The organism is Flavobacterium rhizophilum (assembly GCF_046000485.1).
Lineage (GTDB): Bacteria > Bacteroidota > Bacteroidia > Flavobacteriales > Flavobacteriaceae > Flavobacterium > Flavobacterium rhizophilum.
This window is the reverse complement of sequence record NZ_JBELQB010000006.1, coordinates 172,951-190,554: the sequence shown is the minus strand read 5'-3', so window position 1 is coordinate 190,554 and position 17,604 is coordinate 172,951. Positions and strand designations below refer to the sequence as shown.

General features: G+C 36.7%; 20 protein-coding genes. 18 read left to right on the top strand and 2 right to left on the bottom strand.

What is annotated here, in order from left to right:
* The first annotated feature begins 34 nt into the window (after nt 1-34).
* Nucleotides 35-964, top strand: coding sequence for a DUF6427 family protein (locus tag ABS768_RS09690; RefSeq protein ID WP_408074768.1), 930 nt, complete (start codon nt 35-37; stop codon nt 962-964).
* Here the strand turns inward: ABS768_RS09690 and upp are convergent.
* Nucleotides 959-1,612, bottom strand: a complete 654-nt coding sequence (gene upp / locus ABS768_RS09685) for a uracil phosphoribosyltransferase (RefSeq protein ID WP_408074767.1) — start codon at nt 1,610-1,612, stop codon at nt 959-961. The genes ABS768_RS09690 and upp overlap by 6 nt on opposite strands.
* Before the next feature lie 69 nt (nt 1,613-1,681).
* Between upp and ABS768_RS09680 the strand changes: the two genes are divergently transcribed.
* Both ABS768_RS09680 and ABS768_RS09675 read left to right on the top strand, forming a co-directional pair.
* Nucleotides 1,682-2,287, top strand: a complete 606-nt coding sequence (locus tag ABS768_RS09680; protein ID WP_408074766.1) for a DUF4254 domain-containing protein — start codon at nt 1,682-1,684, stop codon at nt 2,285-2,287.
* 12 nt (nt 2,288-2,299) lie between these two features.
* Nucleotides 2,300-3,346 (top strand): glycosyltransferase family 9 protein, encoded by a 1,047-nt coding sequence (locus tag ABS768_RS09675; RefSeq protein ID WP_408074765.1) that lies wholly within the window; start codon nt 2,300-2,302, stop codon nt 3,344-3,346.
* Between the two features lie 31 nt (nt 3,347-3,377).
* On the opposite strand, the gene ABS768_RS09670 is transcribed toward ABS768_RS09675, so the two are convergent.
* The gene (locus ABS768_RS09670) at nt 3,378-4,430 is read right to left on the bottom strand and encodes a 2Fe-2S iron-sulfur cluster-binding protein (protein ID WP_408074764.1); all 1,053 of its coding nucleotides are present in this window, start codon (nt 4,428-4,430) and stop codon (nt 3,378-3,380) included.
* Nucleotides 4,431-4,558: 128 nt separating this feature from the next.
* Here ABS768_RS09670 and ABS768_RS09665 point away from each other — a divergent pair, with 128 nt between their 5' ends.
* The 15 genes from ABS768_RS09665 (at nt 4,559) to atpG (ending at nt 17,544) form a co-directional block, all read left to right on the top strand.
* A complete protein-coding gene (locus ABS768_RS09665; RefSeq protein WP_408074763.1) occupies nt 4,559-4,906 on the top strand; it encodes a PadR family transcriptional regulator in 348 nt (115 codons plus the stop codon).
* A 2-nt stretch (nt 4,907-4,908) separates the two neighbouring features.
* Nucleotides 4,909-5,538: a hypothetical protein gene (locus ABS768_RS09660; protein ID WP_408074762.1), complete on the top strand. Its 630-nt coding sequence runs from the start codon at nt 4,909-4,911 to the stop codon at nt 5,536-5,538.
* Nucleotides 5,528-6,235: a hypothetical protein gene (locus ABS768_RS09655; RefSeq protein WP_408074761.1), complete on the top strand. Its 708-nt coding sequence runs from the start codon at nt 5,528-5,530 to the stop codon at nt 6,233-6,235. Before ABS768_RS09660 ends, ABS768_RS09655 begins: the two co-directional genes overlap by 11 nt.
* A gap of 60 nt (nt 6,236-6,295) precedes the next feature.
* A complete protein-coding gene (locus tag ABS768_RS09650) occupies nt 6,296-7,768 on the top strand; it encodes a DUF5687 family protein (RefSeq protein ID WP_408074760.1) in 1,473 nt (490 codons plus the stop codon).
* Between the two features lie 25 nt (nt 7,769-7,793).
* Entirely contained in the window at nt 7,794-8,489 is a 696-nt protein-coding gene (locus ABS768_RS09645; protein WP_408074759.1) for an ABC transporter ATP-binding protein, read from the top strand.
* 126 nt (nt 8,490-8,615) lie between these two features.
* Nucleotides 8,616-11,339: a type IX secretion system periplasmic lipoprotein PorW/SprE gene (gene porW, locus ABS768_RS09640; protein WP_408074758.1), complete on the top strand. Its 2,724-nt coding sequence runs from the start codon at nt 8,616-8,618 to the stop codon at nt 11,337-11,339.
* A gap of 2 nt (nt 11,340-11,341) precedes the next feature.
* Nucleotides 11,342-11,737, top strand: a complete 396-nt coding sequence (locus ABS768_RS09635; RefSeq protein WP_408074757.1) for a bactofilin family protein — start codon at nt 11,342-11,344, stop codon at nt 11,735-11,737.
* Nucleotides 11,715-11,936: an AtpZ/AtpI family protein gene (locus ABS768_RS09630; RefSeq protein ID WP_408074756.1), complete on the top strand. Its 222-nt coding sequence runs from the start codon at nt 11,715-11,717 to the stop codon at nt 11,934-11,936. Before ABS768_RS09635 ends, ABS768_RS09630 begins: the two co-directional genes overlap by 23 nt.
* On the top strand, nt 11,936-12,328 hold the full coding sequence (locus ABS768_RS09625; RefSeq protein WP_408074755.1) for a DUF6168 family protein: 393 nt from the start codon (nt 11,936-11,938) through the stop codon (nt 12,326-12,328). Before ABS768_RS09630 ends, ABS768_RS09625 begins: the two co-directional genes overlap by 1 nt.
* A gap of 119 nt (nt 12,329-12,447) precedes the next feature.
* The gene (gene atpB, locus ABS768_RS09620) at nt 12,448-13,620 is read left to right on the top strand and encodes a F0F1 ATP synthase subunit A (protein ID WP_408074754.1); all 1,173 of its coding nucleotides are present in this window, start codon (nt 12,448-12,450) and stop codon (nt 13,618-13,620) included.
* Between the two features lie 46 nt (nt 13,621-13,666).
* Complete coding sequence (atpE, locus tag ABS768_RS09615) at nt 13,667-13,858, top strand: ATP synthase F0 subunit C (RefSeq protein ID WP_147582315.1); 192 nt, start codon at nt 13,667-13,669, stop codon at nt 13,856-13,858.
* Between the two features lie 91 nt (nt 13,859-13,949).
* Nucleotides 13,950-14,450, top strand: coding sequence for a F0F1 ATP synthase subunit B (locus tag ABS768_RS09610; RefSeq protein WP_408074753.1), 501 nt, complete (start codon nt 13,950-13,952; stop codon nt 14,448-14,450).
* A gap of 4 nt (nt 14,451-14,454) precedes the next feature.
* A complete protein-coding gene (gene atpH, locus ABS768_RS09605) occupies nt 14,455-14,988 on the top strand; it encodes an ATP synthase F1 subunit delta (RefSeq protein WP_408074752.1) in 534 nt (177 codons plus the stop codon).
* A 38-nt stretch (nt 14,989-15,026) separates the two neighbouring features.
* Nucleotides 15,027-16,601 carry a F0F1 ATP synthase subunit alpha gene (gene atpA / locus ABS768_RS09600; protein ID WP_330443959.1) on the top strand — a complete coding sequence of 525 codons (1,575 nt, stop codon included), beginning with the start codon at nt 15,027-15,029 and terminating at the stop codon, nt 16,599-16,601.
* 76 nt (nt 16,602-16,677) lie between these two features.
* Nucleotides 16,678-17,544: an ATP synthase F1 subunit gamma gene (atpG, locus tag ABS768_RS09595; RefSeq protein ID WP_408074751.1), complete on the top strand. Its 867-nt coding sequence runs from the start codon at nt 16,678-16,680 to the stop codon at nt 17,542-17,544.
* Nucleotides 17,545-17,604: the final 60 nt, after the last annotated feature.

Here is a 17,604-nt window from a genome sequence, read left to right as displayed (position 1 = left end):
TATATTTACAATCACAAAAGTATAAAATATTCACATGCTGGCAAGTGTTTTTAATAAATCAAAGCCGATAAATTATGCTTTAATAGGTATACTGATAACTTTATTCTATTTTTTATACCTGTTTAAAGACACTTACTGGGTAGAATATTTCTCACTCATACTGCAAAAAGTGGGGTTATATCTGCTTTTGGCTTTTTCGGTTTTCCTTGTAAATTTTATTACCAGAAAGAACTCATTAAGCCGGGACAACACCTATGCTATGTTTCTGTTTACCATATTTTTAGTGCTGTTTCCTACTATACTTGTAAACACTAAAATTATACTGGCAAACTTCTTTTTACTGTTAGCTTTAAGGAGGCTTATATCGCTACAGTCACTCATTACCCCAAAGGAAAAAATATTTGATGCATCCTTCTGGATATTTGTGGCAAGTTTTTTTCATTTTTGGTGTATTATTTTCATTTTGCTGGTATTTATTTCGATAGTCTTTCACGTTTCCAGAGATTACCGTAACTGGATAATACCCTTTATAGCCTTTTTTTCGGCGGCTACACTTTATGTTTTAACGGTATTACTATTTGGTAATGAATTGTTCTACGACCTGTATGCCGATATGAACACAAGCTTTGACTTTACTTATTTTGAAAATATTTATCAGAATATTGCACTTGCCCTGTTTTCATCAATAGCTGTGCTTTTCGTTGTGGCGCAGGTTGCCATGCTCTCTGCGAAGCCTATTAACCTTCATTCCTCTTACAAAAAAGTGATTTTCTCTTTCCTTATAGGGGTGGCTATATACGTGCTTTCTGCTAATAAGAACAATAGTTTTCTGGCATTTACATTTGCACCACTGGCTATAATGGGAGCTAACTTTATTGAAAGCCAAAAGGTGAAGTGGATAAAGGAGAGTATATTAATATTTATTGTATTAATATCAATAGGATTATTTTTTGCCCAGCTATAAACGCTCTCCGTAAGCAAGATCTCCTGCATCTCCCAATCCCGGAACAATATACTTGTGACTGTTAAGGTATTCATCTTTATCGGCAACCCATAAATGTACATTATCCGGTAAAGTTTCCTGTAAATGGGCTATACCTTCGGGTGCAGCAATTACTACCGCAATATGAATTTCTTCAGGCTTATTTGTTGCCATAAGGTTTTTAAACACAGCTTCTAAAGAGAGACCTGTTGCCAGCATTGGGTCGGCTAGCAGGAGTGTTTTCCCTGTAAGATTGGGCACAGCCTGATACTGGGTTTGTATAATAAACTCATCGTCATTATTAGGGTGATAACGGTAGGCTGACACAAATCCGCTATCGGCAGCATCAAAAAAATTAAGTAGTCCGTTATGAAGGGTAAGCCCCGCCCTTAATATGGAACAAATTACCACAGGTTTTTTTACAAACTGGGTATCCTTAGTCCCGAGCGGTGTAGTAATACTAACAGGTGCATAATCCAGTATTTTACTTATTTCATAAGCCATAATTTCCCCTATACGCTCTATGTTCTTCCTGAAACGCATAGTATCCTTTTGTACATTAACGTCACGTATTTGTGCCAAAAAATGGTTTAGTACACTGTTATTTTGGGAAAGGTAGTGTATATGCATAGTGCTGTAAATTAGTATTAGCAGGATAAAAGTATTAAAACTATATTTGTAAAATAAAATTTTAACCCTATGTTTTCTAAAATAGCATTTCCCATTTTTGAGCAAAGTATAAACGATTATCACAAATTTGATAATGTAGACCAGCCTGTTAATAATCCTTACAGCAAGGATCAGATAGAGCATTTACTATATGCCAAAAACTGGATTGACACTGTACAATGGCATCTTGAAGATATTATCCGTGATCCGCAAATTGACCCGGTAGCGGCACTTGCACTAAAGAGAAGGATTGATGCATCTAACCAGGAAAGAACTGATATGGTAGAATATATTGACAGCTACTTTTTAAATAAATATCAGGATGTTACAGTAAAAGACAACGCTAAAATAAACTCTGAGAGTCCGGCATGGGCTATAGACAGGCTTTCTATCCTTGCTCTTAAAATATACCATATGCAGGAAGAGGTGAACCGTACAGATGCTTCGCCTCAGCACATTGCAAAATGCCAGGAAAAACTAAATGTTCTTTTAGAGCAGAGAACAGATCTTTCCACTGCTATTGATGAGCTTTTGGCAGATATTGAAAGCGGAGACAAATTCATGAAAGTGTACAAGCAAATGAAAATGTACAACGACGAAGAATTAAATCCTGTTTTATACCAAAACAAAAAGTAAAACCTGCACAATATGGCGGGTATAAAACATATACTTGTAATAAGGCTCTCTGCAATGGGTGATGTCGCTATGACGGTACCGGTGCTGAGAGCCTTAGCTTTACAATACCCTGAGGTTAAATTCACGGTATTGTCCAGAGGTTTTTTCAAACCCTTTTTTGACGGTATACCTAATATAGGTTTTTATGAAGCCGATGTAAAAGGCAGGCATAAAGGCTTTGGTGGGCTTTTAAAATTGTACCGTGAGCTCAAAAAACTAGATATTGATGCTGTTGCCGATTTACACAACGTACTGCGCTCTAAAACAGTAACCAGACTATTTGCCTTTAGCGGAATAAAAACAGCTACAAGTGATAAGGCAAGGCAAGAGAAAAAAGCATTAACCCGCGCCGAAAATAAAATATTTAAGCAGCTTACCCCAATTGTGGAAAGGCATGCACAAACGTTTGCCCAACTGGGTTTCCCTATAGATATTAGTGTACCTGTTTTTCCTGAGAAACACGAACTGACACCCGATGTACTAACAGTAACAGGAGAAAAGTCAGGACAATGGATAGGTATAGCTCCTTTTGCTCAACATGAAGGTAAGGTATATCCGGAGGACCTGATGCAGGAAGTGATAAATGGTTTAGCCGAAAACAAATCGTATAAACTGTTCCTTTTTGGCGGAGGGACAAAAGAGATAGAGGTATTAAACTCTTTTGCTGATAATATTAGCAACATAGTGGTGATTGCAGGAAAATTGAAGTTACAACAGGAACTGCAACTTATTAGTAACCTCAATGTTATGCTGAGTATGGATAGCGGTAATGCGCATATGGCAGCTATGCAGGGAGTGGCAACGGTAACACTATGGGGAGCCACGCATCCTTATGCCGGTTTTGCCCCTTACCATCAGCCACAGGAAAACCTGTTGGTATCTGACAGGGAGAAATATCCGTTACTGCCAACATCCATTTACGGTAATAAAAAAGTGGAAGGCTATGAGGATGCCATGCGTACTATAAAGCCGCAAACAGTGATAAACCGAATTAATGATATACTAAAAAAGGATGCTTAAGCATCCTTTTTTTATGGTTTGGGACATTTAATTAAATGTCGTCATAATCTATATGAATTTCCGGTGAGGTAGGGTGTGCCTGGCAGGTAAGAATAAGTCCTTCTGCTATTTCGCCATCTGTAAGTATGGCATTCTTTCTCATCTCTGCAGTACCGCTTGTAATTCTAGCCATACAGCTGCTGCAAATACCCCCCTGGCAGGAATAAGGAGCATCTAACCCCTCTTTTAATGCCGCATCAAGAATAGTCATTTTTTGAGACATTACAAAAGTAGTTTCCTCATCATCTACCAATACGGTGATTTTGGTTTGTCCTTCAAGATTTTCGTCAATTTTGTTCTCTTCAACCGGAGTGGTAAACAGTTCAAATTTGATGCTCTTTTCAGGAACATTATTTTCTTTCAGTACCTCGCTTACCGTTTTAATCATTTCTTCCGGTCCGCACAGGTAAAACTTAGAGAATTCTTTTTCCTTGTGTTTATTTTTAAGCACAAAGTTTACGGTAGAGCGTTCTATTCGCCCAAAAAGAGAATCTTCTGCTCTTGCCTGGCTATATACCATTTGGATAAACAAACGGCCTACATATTTTTGTTGCAGGTCGTGCAGGTATTGGTGGAAAATAGTGTCTTCGGGTGTTTTGTTTCCGTATACTAATACAAAAGTACTTTCAGGTTCGTTTTCCAATACCGAATGTATGATAGAAAGTACCGGTGTAATACCGCTACCGGCAGCAAAGGCTGCATAGTTTCTCTGGCGGTCGGTTTTAGGCTCAAAAGTAAATTTACCTTCAGGGATACCTACTTCAAGAGTGTCGCCAACAGCAAGCTGCTCATTAGCAAATACAGAAAAGCCTCCGTTTTTAACCGCTTTTATGGCGACCCTTAGCTCATTGCTGTTAGGGCTGGAGCATATTGAGTAAGCCTTACGGTATTCTTCGCCGTTGTATACACTTTTAATGTTAATATACTGACCGGCAATAAATTTATATTCGTTTTTCAGATTTTCAGGAATCTCAAAGGCAATAGAAACTGCACCAGGTGTTTCTCTCCTTATATCTTTTATTGTAAGTGAGTGAAATGTTGACATATTTTGTGTTTTTCAATGCAAAAATAAGCAATCCTGTAACGGTATAAAACAACATTAATCAAATAAAATATACATAAAACTATTATGCATAAGAATTTTATGTATGTTTGTAATACAAAATTTTTCAAATGAAAAACTCTCAGTTATATAAAGGCAGCCTTACTACTATTATCATGAAGCTGCTGGAAGAAAACGGACGCATGTATGGCTATGAGATTACTCAAAAGGTAAAGAGTATTACCAAGGGTGAACTTAATATTACCGAAGGTGCCCTATACCCTGCCCTGCATAAACTGGAAGGAGAAGGCTTGTTGGATGTGGAGGTAGAGAAGGTAGGTAACAGACTGCGCAAATATTATAAACTAACAGAAGACGGACAGAAAGAAACGGTAAACCGACTGGAAGAACTGGAAGAATTTATCAAGAACATGCAAACACTGGTTAATCCAAAAATTAATCTAGATTTACAATTTTAAACATGCAGGTAACAGAAAATCAAATTAAATTTATAGACCAATATCTTGAGAATTCAGGGGTAAAATATTTGGATATACGCTATGAAATGACTGACCATGTAGCAACAGTTCTTGAAGAAAAGGAAGGTGATTTTTATGATGAGTTTAAGACCTATATGATTTTATATAAAAAAGAGCTTTTAGATTCTAACAATAAATTTTCGAAAATTGCCAAAAACAAAGCCATTAAACTACTGTTTGGTAATTTGTTAAGTGTTAAAGGTTTGCTTATTGCAGGGAGTTTGTTCGGATTATCATTATTAGGGCTTAGTCATATGAATTTTGAAAAAATAGTTTACGTTTTTTATCTAACATATTTTGTTTTAATACTGGTAATATCAGGGTTTAATATTTATCATAAACGGATAAAAAAGGAGAAACTTTGGTCTGGTACACATAAGTTGATGGAGGTGGTGAGTTTTATAATAAACGGGATAATGATTTTGGGGATAAATACTTTTAAAGCTCCTAAAGAGACAGGGGGTAATTTTTATTTTATTTTATATCAATGTGTTATAGTCTCTATTATTGTTATGACAATAATTACGTCAAGGCAACTGATGAAAAAATACAAACTGAGATATGAGGGATGATAAGATAAAAAGAATATCTGATGAAGAGATTGACAAGCTCTATGCTTTTACCCGTAAGCATTTTGTAGAATACTATGACCTGCAAACTGAACTGGTAGACCACCTGGCTAATGCCATTGAGGAGAAATGGCAGCAGCAACCTGAGGTTTCGTTTGATGATGCCCTGCAACAGGAGTTTAAGAAGTTTGGTGTTTTTGGTTTTATGGATGTTTTGGAAAGAAGGCAGTTGGCATTAACCAAAAAATACCGAAAACTACTTTGGGCCTATTTTAGGGAATATTTTAAATTACCTAAAATACTGCTTACTATAATATTAACCGTGCTAGTGGCAAAGTCAATACAGCATATTCATGCGGTTATAGCTCCGGTACTATTATTTTCGATATTAATTTTCAGTCTGTTTCGTTTTTTTGTACTTAACTATAGGTACAGGAAAAAAGTAAAACAAACAGGCTATCGCTGGATGCTTGAAGAAATAATATTCCGTTGTGGGAGTATACCTGTATTTATATTCATTCCTTATCAGATAATAGAGTATGTGTATGATAAAGAATATTCTGCAATAGGGCAATGGATACTGGCAGCAGGTGTGGTGCTATTTGCTATTTACCAGTACATTATTTTATATGTAATAATAAACAGGGCAGAGGCGCACTTAGAGCAAACCTACCCCGAGTACAGATTACTAAAGCAATAGTATAATTGTAACGTTTTTATGTTTTACACTACTAATCAGGTAAACCAAACCTAAAATACAATGTTTAAAAAGTTTATAAAGCTCGAATGGAAAGCATTTACCAGATCGGCAGCTTTTAGTACCAATCTTGTTATTAAGATAATCGTTTTACTATATGCCATAATGATGGCCTTCTTCCTTCTTTTAATGGGAGCAGGGACTTTTTCCATACTAAAAAAAGCAGGAGTTAGCGACCCTATGCTTTGGATAAACAAATACCTTATTTATTATATAGTGTTAGATTTAGGGATAAGGATTGTTTTTCAAAAAATTCCGGTTAGTAATATAAAACCATTATTAACCCTCAACATTAAAAAGAAAACCATAGTAAACTTTACCATAGGTAAAAGCATGGCTACTTTTTTTAATACAATACATGCTTTCTTTTTTATTCCTTTTTCCATTGTACTGTTAGTAAAAGGATATAACCCTGTAAGTGTTGTACTTTGGCATGTAAGCATCATGGCATTGGTATACAGTAATAACTTTTTAAACATATTGCTGGAAGGTAAGGATTGGCTTTTTGCAGTTTTCATTGTTTTGCTTGTGACGTTTGGAGGTTTACAGTATTATGATTTATTTGATGTTACAACCTATACAGAAGTTTTCTTTACTTCATTATACAGTACTTATTTTATGGCACTATTGCCTATTGCCTTGCTTGTATTTGTATGGCGAGCAACATTTAAGTTTTTTTATGAGTACATGTTTTTGGATGCGGGTTTGAAAACCAAAGAAGAGGAAGCACGTACCGAGAGTTATGCATGGCTGGATCAGTTTGGTTCCATGAGTACTTACCTTAAAAATGATTTAAAACTGATACGCAGGAACAAAAGGGCAAAAATGACAGTGATATCAAGTATATTATTTTTGTTTTACGGACTATTGTTCTTTAGTAATAGTATTGAAATATATAGTACACCAACATGGAAAATGTTTGCTGCTATAATGCTTACAAGTGGTTTTATGTTCACCTTTGGTCAGTTTGTACCTAGCTGGGACAGTTCTTACTATCCGCTTATGATGAGCCAAAACATACCATACAGGGAATATATCGCTTCAAAATGGTGGCTTATGGTAATTGCTACAGTTATAACTACATTATTAGCTTCTTTTTACCTTTATTTTGGTGTCGATGTATATCTTATGATTCTTGCCTGTGCGGTATACAATATAGGTATCAATGCTTACATGGTGCTTTTAAGCGGAGCTTTTGTAAAAACCCCTGTCGATTTAACCAAAGCTAAACAGGCTATGGGGGGGCAAAAATCCTTTAACCCTAAAATGATGCTTTTAGGATTTTCTAAATTAATTATCCCGATAGCATTGTATGCTGTGGGTCATTACATTTTTAATGATACCATAGCGTATCTTCTAATTGCAGGTACAGGGGTAATAGGGCTTTTATTCAGGAACTTTGTTTTCAACCAAATAGCCAGGCTGTATAAATCGGAAAAATACGATACGCTGGCAGCATATAAACAAGTAAACTAATCATCCATCAAAAATCACATATATCATGATCAAAGTAAGTAATCTTCAAAAAACATATAATAATACAACAGTACTTAATATACCGGATCTTGAAATCCCAAAAGGAGAGAGTTTTGGACTGGTAGGGAATAACGGAGCCGGTAAAACCACATTTTTCAGCTTATTACTGGATTTAATAAGGCCTACACAGGGCAATATCACATCAAATAACATAAGGGTTGACGAGAGTGAAGGTTGGAAGCCTTTTACATCTGCCTTTATAGATGATAGCTTTTTAATAGGTTATCTTACCCCCGAAGAATATTTTTATTTTATAGGGGAACTAAGAGGCTGGAATAAAGCCGATGTTGATACTCTTTTGACAAAGCATGAAGATTTTTTTAACGGAGAGATACTTAACAGAAAAAAGTACTTAAGGGATTTATCCAAAGGTAACCAAAAGAAAGTAGGTATTATTGCAGCTCTTATAGGCAATCCGGAGGTTGTTATATTAGATGAACCTTTTGCGAACCTTGACCCTACAACACAAATAAGGCTAAAGCGTATTATTAAGGAACTGGCCGAAGACGGTAATACTACGGTACTTGTTTCCAGTCACGATTTAGCACATACTACCGAAGTTAGCAACCGGATAGTGGCGCTACACAAAGGCGAAATTGTAAAAGATATTAAAACATCACAGGAAACACTCCAGGAGCTCGAAGCTTTTTTTGCTGTTTAACTTTATTATAAATCCCCCGAAGCTTCGGGGGATTTTTTTGCATAAAATAAAAAAAGAAACGTATTTTTACGACTCCTTAATACTAAAACATCAATTTAAAAGTTAAGGATAAAAACATGTTTTGCCTTGAAAACCAGTACTTATAAATATATACTCCTAACCGGAACTTTTGCTTTTTTGATAGCCTGCTCTACCAAAAAGGACAGCTTTGTTAACCGTAATTTTCACGCGGTCACTACAGAATATAATGTGCTGTATAACGGTAACATTGCTCTTGTTAATGGTGTGGAGGAGTTAAAAACTACCTATAGCGATAATTTTTGGGAGCTTTTACCTGTAGAAAGAATGCAGCCTGTTGTACAACAGGAAGAGCAAAAGCCCGCAGCAGGTAAAGAAGCCGAGAAGGAAGAAAAACAAAAGAATCCTAATTTTGACAGGGCTGAGGAGAAAGCTACAAAAGCTATCCAAAAACACTCCATGTATATAGGTGGTACCGAAAGGAATCCGCAAATGGATGAAGCACACCTTTTATTAGGTAAGGCAAGGTATTATGAAAACAGGTTTATACCGGCTCTTGAGGCTTTTAACTATATATTGTATAAGTATCCGTCAAGCGATAAAATATTTGAAGCCAAGGTGTGGAGGGAAAAAACCAACCTAAGGTTAGAGAATGAAGCCATCGCCATAAAAAACCTTAAAAAGCTTTTAGACGAAAAAGAAAAGATTGAGCCACAAATTTTTGCCGATGCAAATGCCATGTTAGCTCAGGCATATATAACTACAGGTTCTAAAGACAGCGCTGTTTTTGTACTTAAAAATGCAGCCGAATTCACAAAACAAAGAGAAGAAGAGGCCCGATACCATTTTATATTAGGTCAGTTATACGAAAGCCTGGAATATCCTGATAGTGCCTATGCAGAATTCCAAAAGGTGATTGATATGAAAAGAAAATCACCCAGAATGTACACCATACAGGCACATGCAAGGCAGGCAGCTCAGTTTGATTATAAAAATGGAGACACTCTTGTCTTTATGGAAAAGTACAGAAAACTTTTAAAAGACAGAGAGAACAGACCTTATTTGGATGTGCTTAATCACCAGGTAGGATTATTTTACGACAAGCAGGATATTGATGATAAAGCGGTTGAGTATTACAATAAATCATTACGACAAAACCCTAAAGACAAATATCTGGCGGCATCTAACCACAGGAATATTGCCGAAATTTATTTTGAGAATGCAAAATATCCTACAGCAGGTAAATATTATGACAGTACTTTAGTTTTCCTTAATCAAAGAACAAGAGAATACAGGGCTATAAAAAAGAAAAGGGATAACCTTGACGATGTTATTAAGTATGAGGGTATAGCACAAACAAATGACAGTATTCTTAATTTGGCTGCTATGACAGATGATCAAAGGGTTACCTATTTTGAAGAATATATCGTAAAACTTAAGGAGGCCGACGAAAAAGAGAAAGAAAGACTTGAAAGAGAAGCACAGATAGCCGAGAACATGAGCCGCGGTCAAAATACCCAGTCTATGGCAATGCCTATGAACAACGGTTTGACCACTATGGGAGGTACTACTAACACGGCAGCAGACAAAAATAAATTTAGCGGACAACAAAACAGTAGTATGTCTCAAAAAGTTGCGGCAAAAACAACTGGGAATGGCAGTGCTTCCGGTCAAACGCAGCAGCCAGGAGGCGGAACATTTTACTTTTATAACAATTCAACTGTTTCTTATGGTAAGCTTGAGTTCCAGAGAAAATGGGGAGGTAGGAAATTGGCCGATAACTGGAGGTGGTCTGCCGAACAGCGTAACACACGAAATGATGAACAAGAAACGGTTAATGACAGTACAGCTGTAGCTTCAAATGAAGATGAATTTAATCCAAGATACAGTCCTGAGTTTTACATAGGTCAATTACCAACTTCTCAGGTGGTATTGGACAGCCTGGCGAAAGAGAGAAATTTTGCATACTACCAGTTAGGTTCTATATATAAGGAGAAGTTTAAGGAATATCAAAGGGCAGCTGATAAGCTGGAGAAACTGTTAACCAACAATCCGGAAGAAAGACTGATACTGCCATCTAAATATAACCTGTATAAAATATACCAGATTATTAACCCAGAAAGGGCAGAGTTATACAAAAACCAAATTCTTAATGAGTATCCTGACAGCCGTTATGCCGAGATTATCAGGAACCCGGGTGCTGAACAAAATAATAATCAGAGTCCGGAAGCGGTTTATGCTAATCTGTTCAAGCAATATGAAGACGGTAAACTGCGTGAAGTATATCCGTTAGTTGAAGAAGCTATAGATACCTATACAGGGGAAGAGATTGCGTCTAAATTTGAACTTCTTAAGGCAAATATTGTAGCAAGGCTTAGAGGTCTTGGAGAATATAAGAATTCACTAAACTACGTGGCGTTAAACTACCCGAACAGTGAAGAGGGTAAATCGGCAGAGGCAATACTTAAAACAAATATTCCTACACTGGAGAAAGTAGATTTTGGACGCCCTGCAGTAAGCTGGAAAATAATCTTCAAATTTGATAATAACCCGGATGATGCTAAGGCAAAAGAATTAAACGATAAACTGAAAAAGTTTATTGAGGAAAGCTACAACAGGAGCTTAACCGTGTCGAGAGACGTATATACCATGAACGAAGATTTCATTGTTATGCACGGGCTTAATAGTAAAGAAGCTGCGGTAGACGCCGTGAGTATACTAAAGGATTATAAGGAATATAAAATTACCGAAACACCATATATAATATCGAGCGAAGATTATAAGGTAATACAAATCAAAAAGAATTTCACACAATTTTTAGCAATTGAATAAGCATGTTTGACAAATCTCAAAAACCAACCACAGATTTAGGTAAAACGAATAGAATTGTAGAGGGCACATTAATTAAGGGGGATATCATTTCGAAAACCGACTTTCGCCTGGACGGCGAACTAATAGGAAACTTTACAAGCCAGGGCAAAATTGTAATTGGCCCTTCCGGAAGTGTAACAGGAGACATTAAATGTACGAATGCCGACATTGAAGGCCGTTTTGAAGGTAAAATTGAAGTTGCCGAACTACTTAATGTAAAATCTAAGGCGCAAATTACCGGAGAGGTAAACGTAAATAAACTTTCGGTAGAACCGGGAGCTGAATTTACAGCAACCTGTACCATGAAAAATTCGGTAAAGCCATTGTCTAAAAAAAATGAGCAGCAACAGGCCGGATAGAAATAACCGCAAGTGGATAATACTTATTAATATCCCCATACAAATGGGGATAATTATTTTTTTGTTTGCCTGGTTTGGAGGATGGTTGGATAATAAATATGGCAACACTTCAAACCCAAATACAGTATTGTTTACACTTATAGGTGTAGCAATTGCAATGTATAATGTAATAAGGCAGGTTAATCAGTTAAATAAATAATGAAAAAAGACTACGTTTCAGCTTTTTTGCTTTTGGCGGTATTTGCCGTTATTACTTTTGGATTAAATTTTCTTCTCTATTTTATTCCGGATACAGGTTTCTCTTCAACAGATTTTATATACCCGTTACCTGTTACCTACATTTTCTTTTTTATCTGCTCTTTAATAATAGTAGAAATTTTGGCTTTTATTTCAGGCAAAAACAAAGAGCAATTGGGATATGCCTTCCTTCTTTTAACAGGTGGGAAAATGGCATTATGTTATGCTTTTGCCAGACCTATAATAAATAAGGCTGCAGAAAATTCCACCGAAAAAATTAATTTTTTTGTGATTTTCATTTTGTTTTTGATAATAGAGGCCTATTATACAGCACGTTTATTAAACAAAAAATAATAATAGACCCTATAATCTGAAATTACGGTAAATTTTTTTACCCAATAATATTGGAATATTAATTAAAAATGTACCTTTGCACAAAATTTAAGGACCGTAAAATTAAGACATTTAATAAGATGGTGTTTCCCGTAAAATCACTTAAAATCGCATTAGCAACCCTATTTGCTGTAGTTCCGTTCATGGCTATGGCTAATTCTGTAGAGGATTCCTTACAGGTTCATAATCAGGAGGCTGCCCATGATGTAGAACATCATGTCGAAGCAGGACATGAATCAACAGATGAAAAAGGAAAAATAAAAGCATTTATTGATCATCACTTAAAAGATGCTCACGATTTTACTTTCTTTTCAGATGAGGCTGAAGGTAAGCATTACGGATTTCCGCTTCCGGTTATTCTTATTGATAATGGACTGAAAGTTTTCTCGTCTTCAAAATTCCACCACGGTAAAGAGATTGCAGAAGTAGATGGTAGCTACTATGCGTTACACCACGGTAAAATATACAAAACAGATGCTCAGGGTACTTTAAGTTTTGATGAGCATCATCATCCTACAAATGAAAAACCACTTGATTTTTCTATCACGAAAAATGTTGTGGCAATGCTGATAACGGCTGCGTTATTATTCATATTCTTTATCGGATTAGCTAAGTCATACAAAAAAGGACCTATACCTACAGGTTTAGGTAGAGTGCTTGAGCCGCTAATTATCTTTATAAGAGATGAGGTTGCATTACCAAATATTGGTGAAAAGAAATACAGGAAATTTATGGGTTACCTTTTAACTGTATTCTTCTTTATACTTATTCTTAACCTTTTAGGTTTAACTCCGCTTGGGATTAACGTTACAGGTAATATTGCTATAACAGCATGTTTAGCATTGTTTACTTATTTCATAACTCAGTTTAGTGCAAATAAAGATTACTGGAAACATATATTCTGGATGCCGGATGTGCCAGTACTTATGAAAATTGCTTTAATTCCTATTGAAATATTAGGTACACTTACAAAACCATTTGCTCTTATGATTCGTCTTTATGCGAACATATCTGCAGGTCACATTGTAGTGATGAGTTTATTAGGTCTTATTTTCGTATTCAAAAACTGGATCGCTGGGCCTTCATTCTTCGGGTTAACATTATTTATTTCGATAATAGAGATATTGGTTGCATTCCTTCAGGCGTTTGTATTCACAATGCTTTCGGCTCTGTTCATAGGAATGGCAGTACAGGAGCATCATCATGCTGAGGATCACGATCCTCATACCGAAGAAGAGCCTATAATAATATAATTAATTGTAGAGTAAGAATTTTTTAATTAATATAAATCAAATAGTTATGACAATTCCAGGAATTATTGGAGCAGGTTTAGTAGTAATAGGTGCTGGCCTTGGTTTAGGTAAAATCGGTGGTTCTGCAATGGACGCTATTGCTCGTCAGCCTGAGGCTGCTGGTAAAATCCAGACTGCGATGATCATTATCGCTGCACTTCTTGAAGGTGTTGCTTTCGCAGCTCTTTTCGCAGCTTAATTAAAACAACACATTTACCTGCAGCGGTTGGCTGCAGGTAATGTTTGCATTATTGATTTAAATTTTAAAAGAACTTAATTAAACATATATAATGGAAAAATTAATCAACGATTTTTCATTCGGGTTGTTTTTTTATCAGGCGGTTATCCTGATAATCCTTTTAGTATTATTAGCTAAATTTGCGTGGAGGCCAATTATGGATGCTATCACTGCAAGAGAAGAAGGTATTGCAAATGCTATTGCTGCTGCAGAGGCTGCACGTAAAGAAATGCAAAACCTACAGGCAGATAACGAAAGGATTCTTCAGGAAGCAAGAGCTGAAAGAGATGCTATGATGAAAGAGGCAAGAGAGATCAGAGAAAAAATGATCGCTGATGCTAAAACTGAAGCTCAGGTTCAGGGAGAGAAAATGATTGAGCAGGCTAAGGCTACTATTAACAGCGAGAAAAACGCTGCTATGGCAGAACTTAAAGCTCAGGTTTCGGGCCTATCACTTGAGATTGCAGAGAAGATACTTAAACAGGAATTATCTAACGATGCTGCTCAGACTACTTTAGTTGAGAAAATGTTAGATGACGTAAAATTAAACTAATCTTATGAGAGGTTCAAGAGCTGCAGTAAGATATGCAAAGGCAATCCTTGAAATGGCTCAGGCTTCTAATGTAGCCGAGCAGGTAAACGGGGATATGGCTCTTATAGCATCTACAATTAAAGAAAATAGCGAGCTTAACAGCTTTATTAATAGCCCTACCATTAAGGCAGAGGTTAAGGAAGGTGCTTTAAACGAAGTGTTTGCGTCTACACAAAATATCACAAAAGGTTTATTCCGTCTTTTATTAGAAAATAAGAGATTTGGGATCCTTAGTCTTATTGCTGTAGAATATGCAAGACAGTTTGACGTAGCAAATGATATAGAACATGCTACTGTGACGACTGCTTTTCCTATAACTGCCGAGCTTGAAGCTAAGGTAATGGCGAAAATAAAAGAGTTTTCAGATAAAAAAATCACCATTAAAAATGTGGTTGACCAATCTATAATAGGAGGGTTTATCCTAAGGGTAGGTGATAAGCAGTTCAATGCATCTGTAGCAAACAGGCTGCTAACCTTAAAAAGAGAATTAAGTAATTAAGTATTTATCACACAAAAGTGTCTAAATTATAAATTAAGATGGCAGAAATTAACCCTGCTGAAATTTCAGCAATATTAAAGAAACAATTGTCCGGTTTTGAATCGGGTGCTACATTAGAAGAAGTAGGAACTGTTCTTCAGGTAGGTGATGGTATTGCCCGTGTATACGGATTGTCTAACGCTCAATATGGTGAGTTAGTACAGTTTGACAACGGGTTAGAAGGTATTGTATTAAACCTTGAAGAAGACAATGTGGGCGTAGTATTGCTTGGCCCTTCTACCGGAATTAAAGAGGGATCAACTGTAAAAAGACTACAGCGTATCGCTTCACTTAAAGTAGGTGAGCAAATGGTAGGTCGTGTAGTTGATACACTAGGAAACCCAATTGATGGTAAAGGTCCTATTGGTGGTGATCTTTATGAGATGCCTCTTGAGCGTAAAGCTCCCGGAGTTATCTTCCGTCAGCCGGTAACAGAACCACTACAAACAGGTATTAAAGCTGTTGATGCCATGATCCCTGTAGGTCGTGGACAGCGTGAGCTTGTAATTGGTGACCGTCAAACTGGTAAAACTACAGTTTGTATTGACACCATTCTTAACCAAAAAGAATTTTATGATGCAGGTAAACCTGTATTCTGTATATATGTTGCTGTAGGACAAAAAGCTTCTACTGTAGCAGGTATTGCAAAAACATTAGAAGAAAAAGGAGCAATGGCTTATACAGTTATCGTTGCTGCTAACGCTTCTGACCCTGCTCCGATGCAGGTATATGCACCATTTGCAGGTGCTGCGATAGGTGAGTACTTCCGTGATACGGGTCGTCCTGCACTTATCATTTATGATGATTTATCTAAACAGGCGGTAGCTTACCGTGAGGTGTCTCTTCTACTTAGAAGACCACCGGGACGTGAGGCTTACCCTGGTGACGTTTTCTACCTACACTCAAGACTACTTGAGCGTGCTGCAAAAGTAATTGCAGATGATGATATTGCTAAAAACATGAACGACTTACCTGAGTCATTAAAACCAATCGTTAAAGGTGGAGGTTCGTTAACAGCTCTTCCTATTATCGAAACTCAGGCGGGTGACGTTTCTGCTTATATCCCAACAAACGTAATTTCGATTACAGACGGTCAGATATTCCTTGAGTCAGATTTATTTAACTCTGGTGTACGTCCTGCAATTAACGTAGGTATCTCTGTATCACGTGTTGGTGGTAACGCTCAGATCAAATCAATGAAAAAAGTATCGGGTACTCTTAAGTTAGACCAGGCACAGTTCCGTGAGCTTGAAGCTTTCGCTAAGTTTGGTTCTGACCTTGATGCTGCTACTTTAAATGTAATTGAAAAAGGTAGAAGAAACGTTGAGATTCTTAAACAGGCAGTAAACGATCCTTTCACTGTAGAGAATCAGGTAGCGATTATTTATGCAGGTACTAAAAACCTACTTAAAAACGTACCGGTAGCTAAAGTTAAAGAATTCGAGAAAGATTATATCGAGTACTTAAACGCTAAGCACAGAGATACTCTTGACGCTCTTAAAGCCGGTAAATTTACCGATGAGCTTACAGACGTTTTAGAGAAAGCTGCTGCTGAAATTGCTGCAAAATACTAATTAGATTTTAGACTTAAGTATTGAGAGCTGAGCTATTAAAGCCTCAACTCTCAATACTCAAACTATATAAATAACAATGGCTAACTTAAAGGAAATACGTAACAGGATTGCTTCGGTTTCATCCACTATGCAAATTACTAGTGCGATGAAAATGGTTTCTGCTGCTAAGCTTAAAAAAGCTCAGGATGCTATCACGGCTATGAGACCTTATTCTGAGAAGCTTACAGAGCTATTACAAAACCTTAGCGCTACTCTGGAAGGAGATACTGGAGGTGCGTTTGCAGAACAGCGTGAAGTAAACAAAGTACTTCTTGTTGTAGTTACTTCTAACAGGGGTTTGTGTGGTGCCTTTAATGCTAATGTGCTTAAACAAACAAAAAACCTTATAAACCAGTACGCTGGTAAAACGGTTGATGTTTTAACCATTGGTAAAAAAGGTAATGATGCCTTACAAAAAAGCTGTAACATTATAGCTAACCAAAGTTCGTTGTTTGACGATCTTACGTTTGAAAACGTAGCAGAGGTTGCACAAACACTTATGGATAAGTTTGCAGCTGGTGAGTATGATAAAATCGAGTTAGTTTACAACCACTTTAAAAATGCAGCTACTCAGATTGTAATGGCAGAACAGTTTTTGCCTTTAGTTCCTGCTCAGGCTACAGAGGAAGTAAACAGTAATAGTACTGATTATATTTTTGAGCCTTCTAAAGAAGAAATCGTATTAAGCCTTATACCGCTTTCGTTAAAAACACAGCTTTATAAAGCAGTTCGCGATTCTTTTGCTTCAGAGCACGGTGCACGTATGACAGCAATGCATAAAGCGACCGATAACGCTACTGAGCTTAGAAACCAGTTAAAATTAACTTACAACAAAGCACGTCAGGCTGCAATTACAGGAGAGATCTTAGAGATTGTAGGTGGTGCAGAAGCTTTGAACAATTAATAATACTGAACACAGCACACAACTATATAAAGAGCCACGCATTGCGTGGCTCTTTTTTAT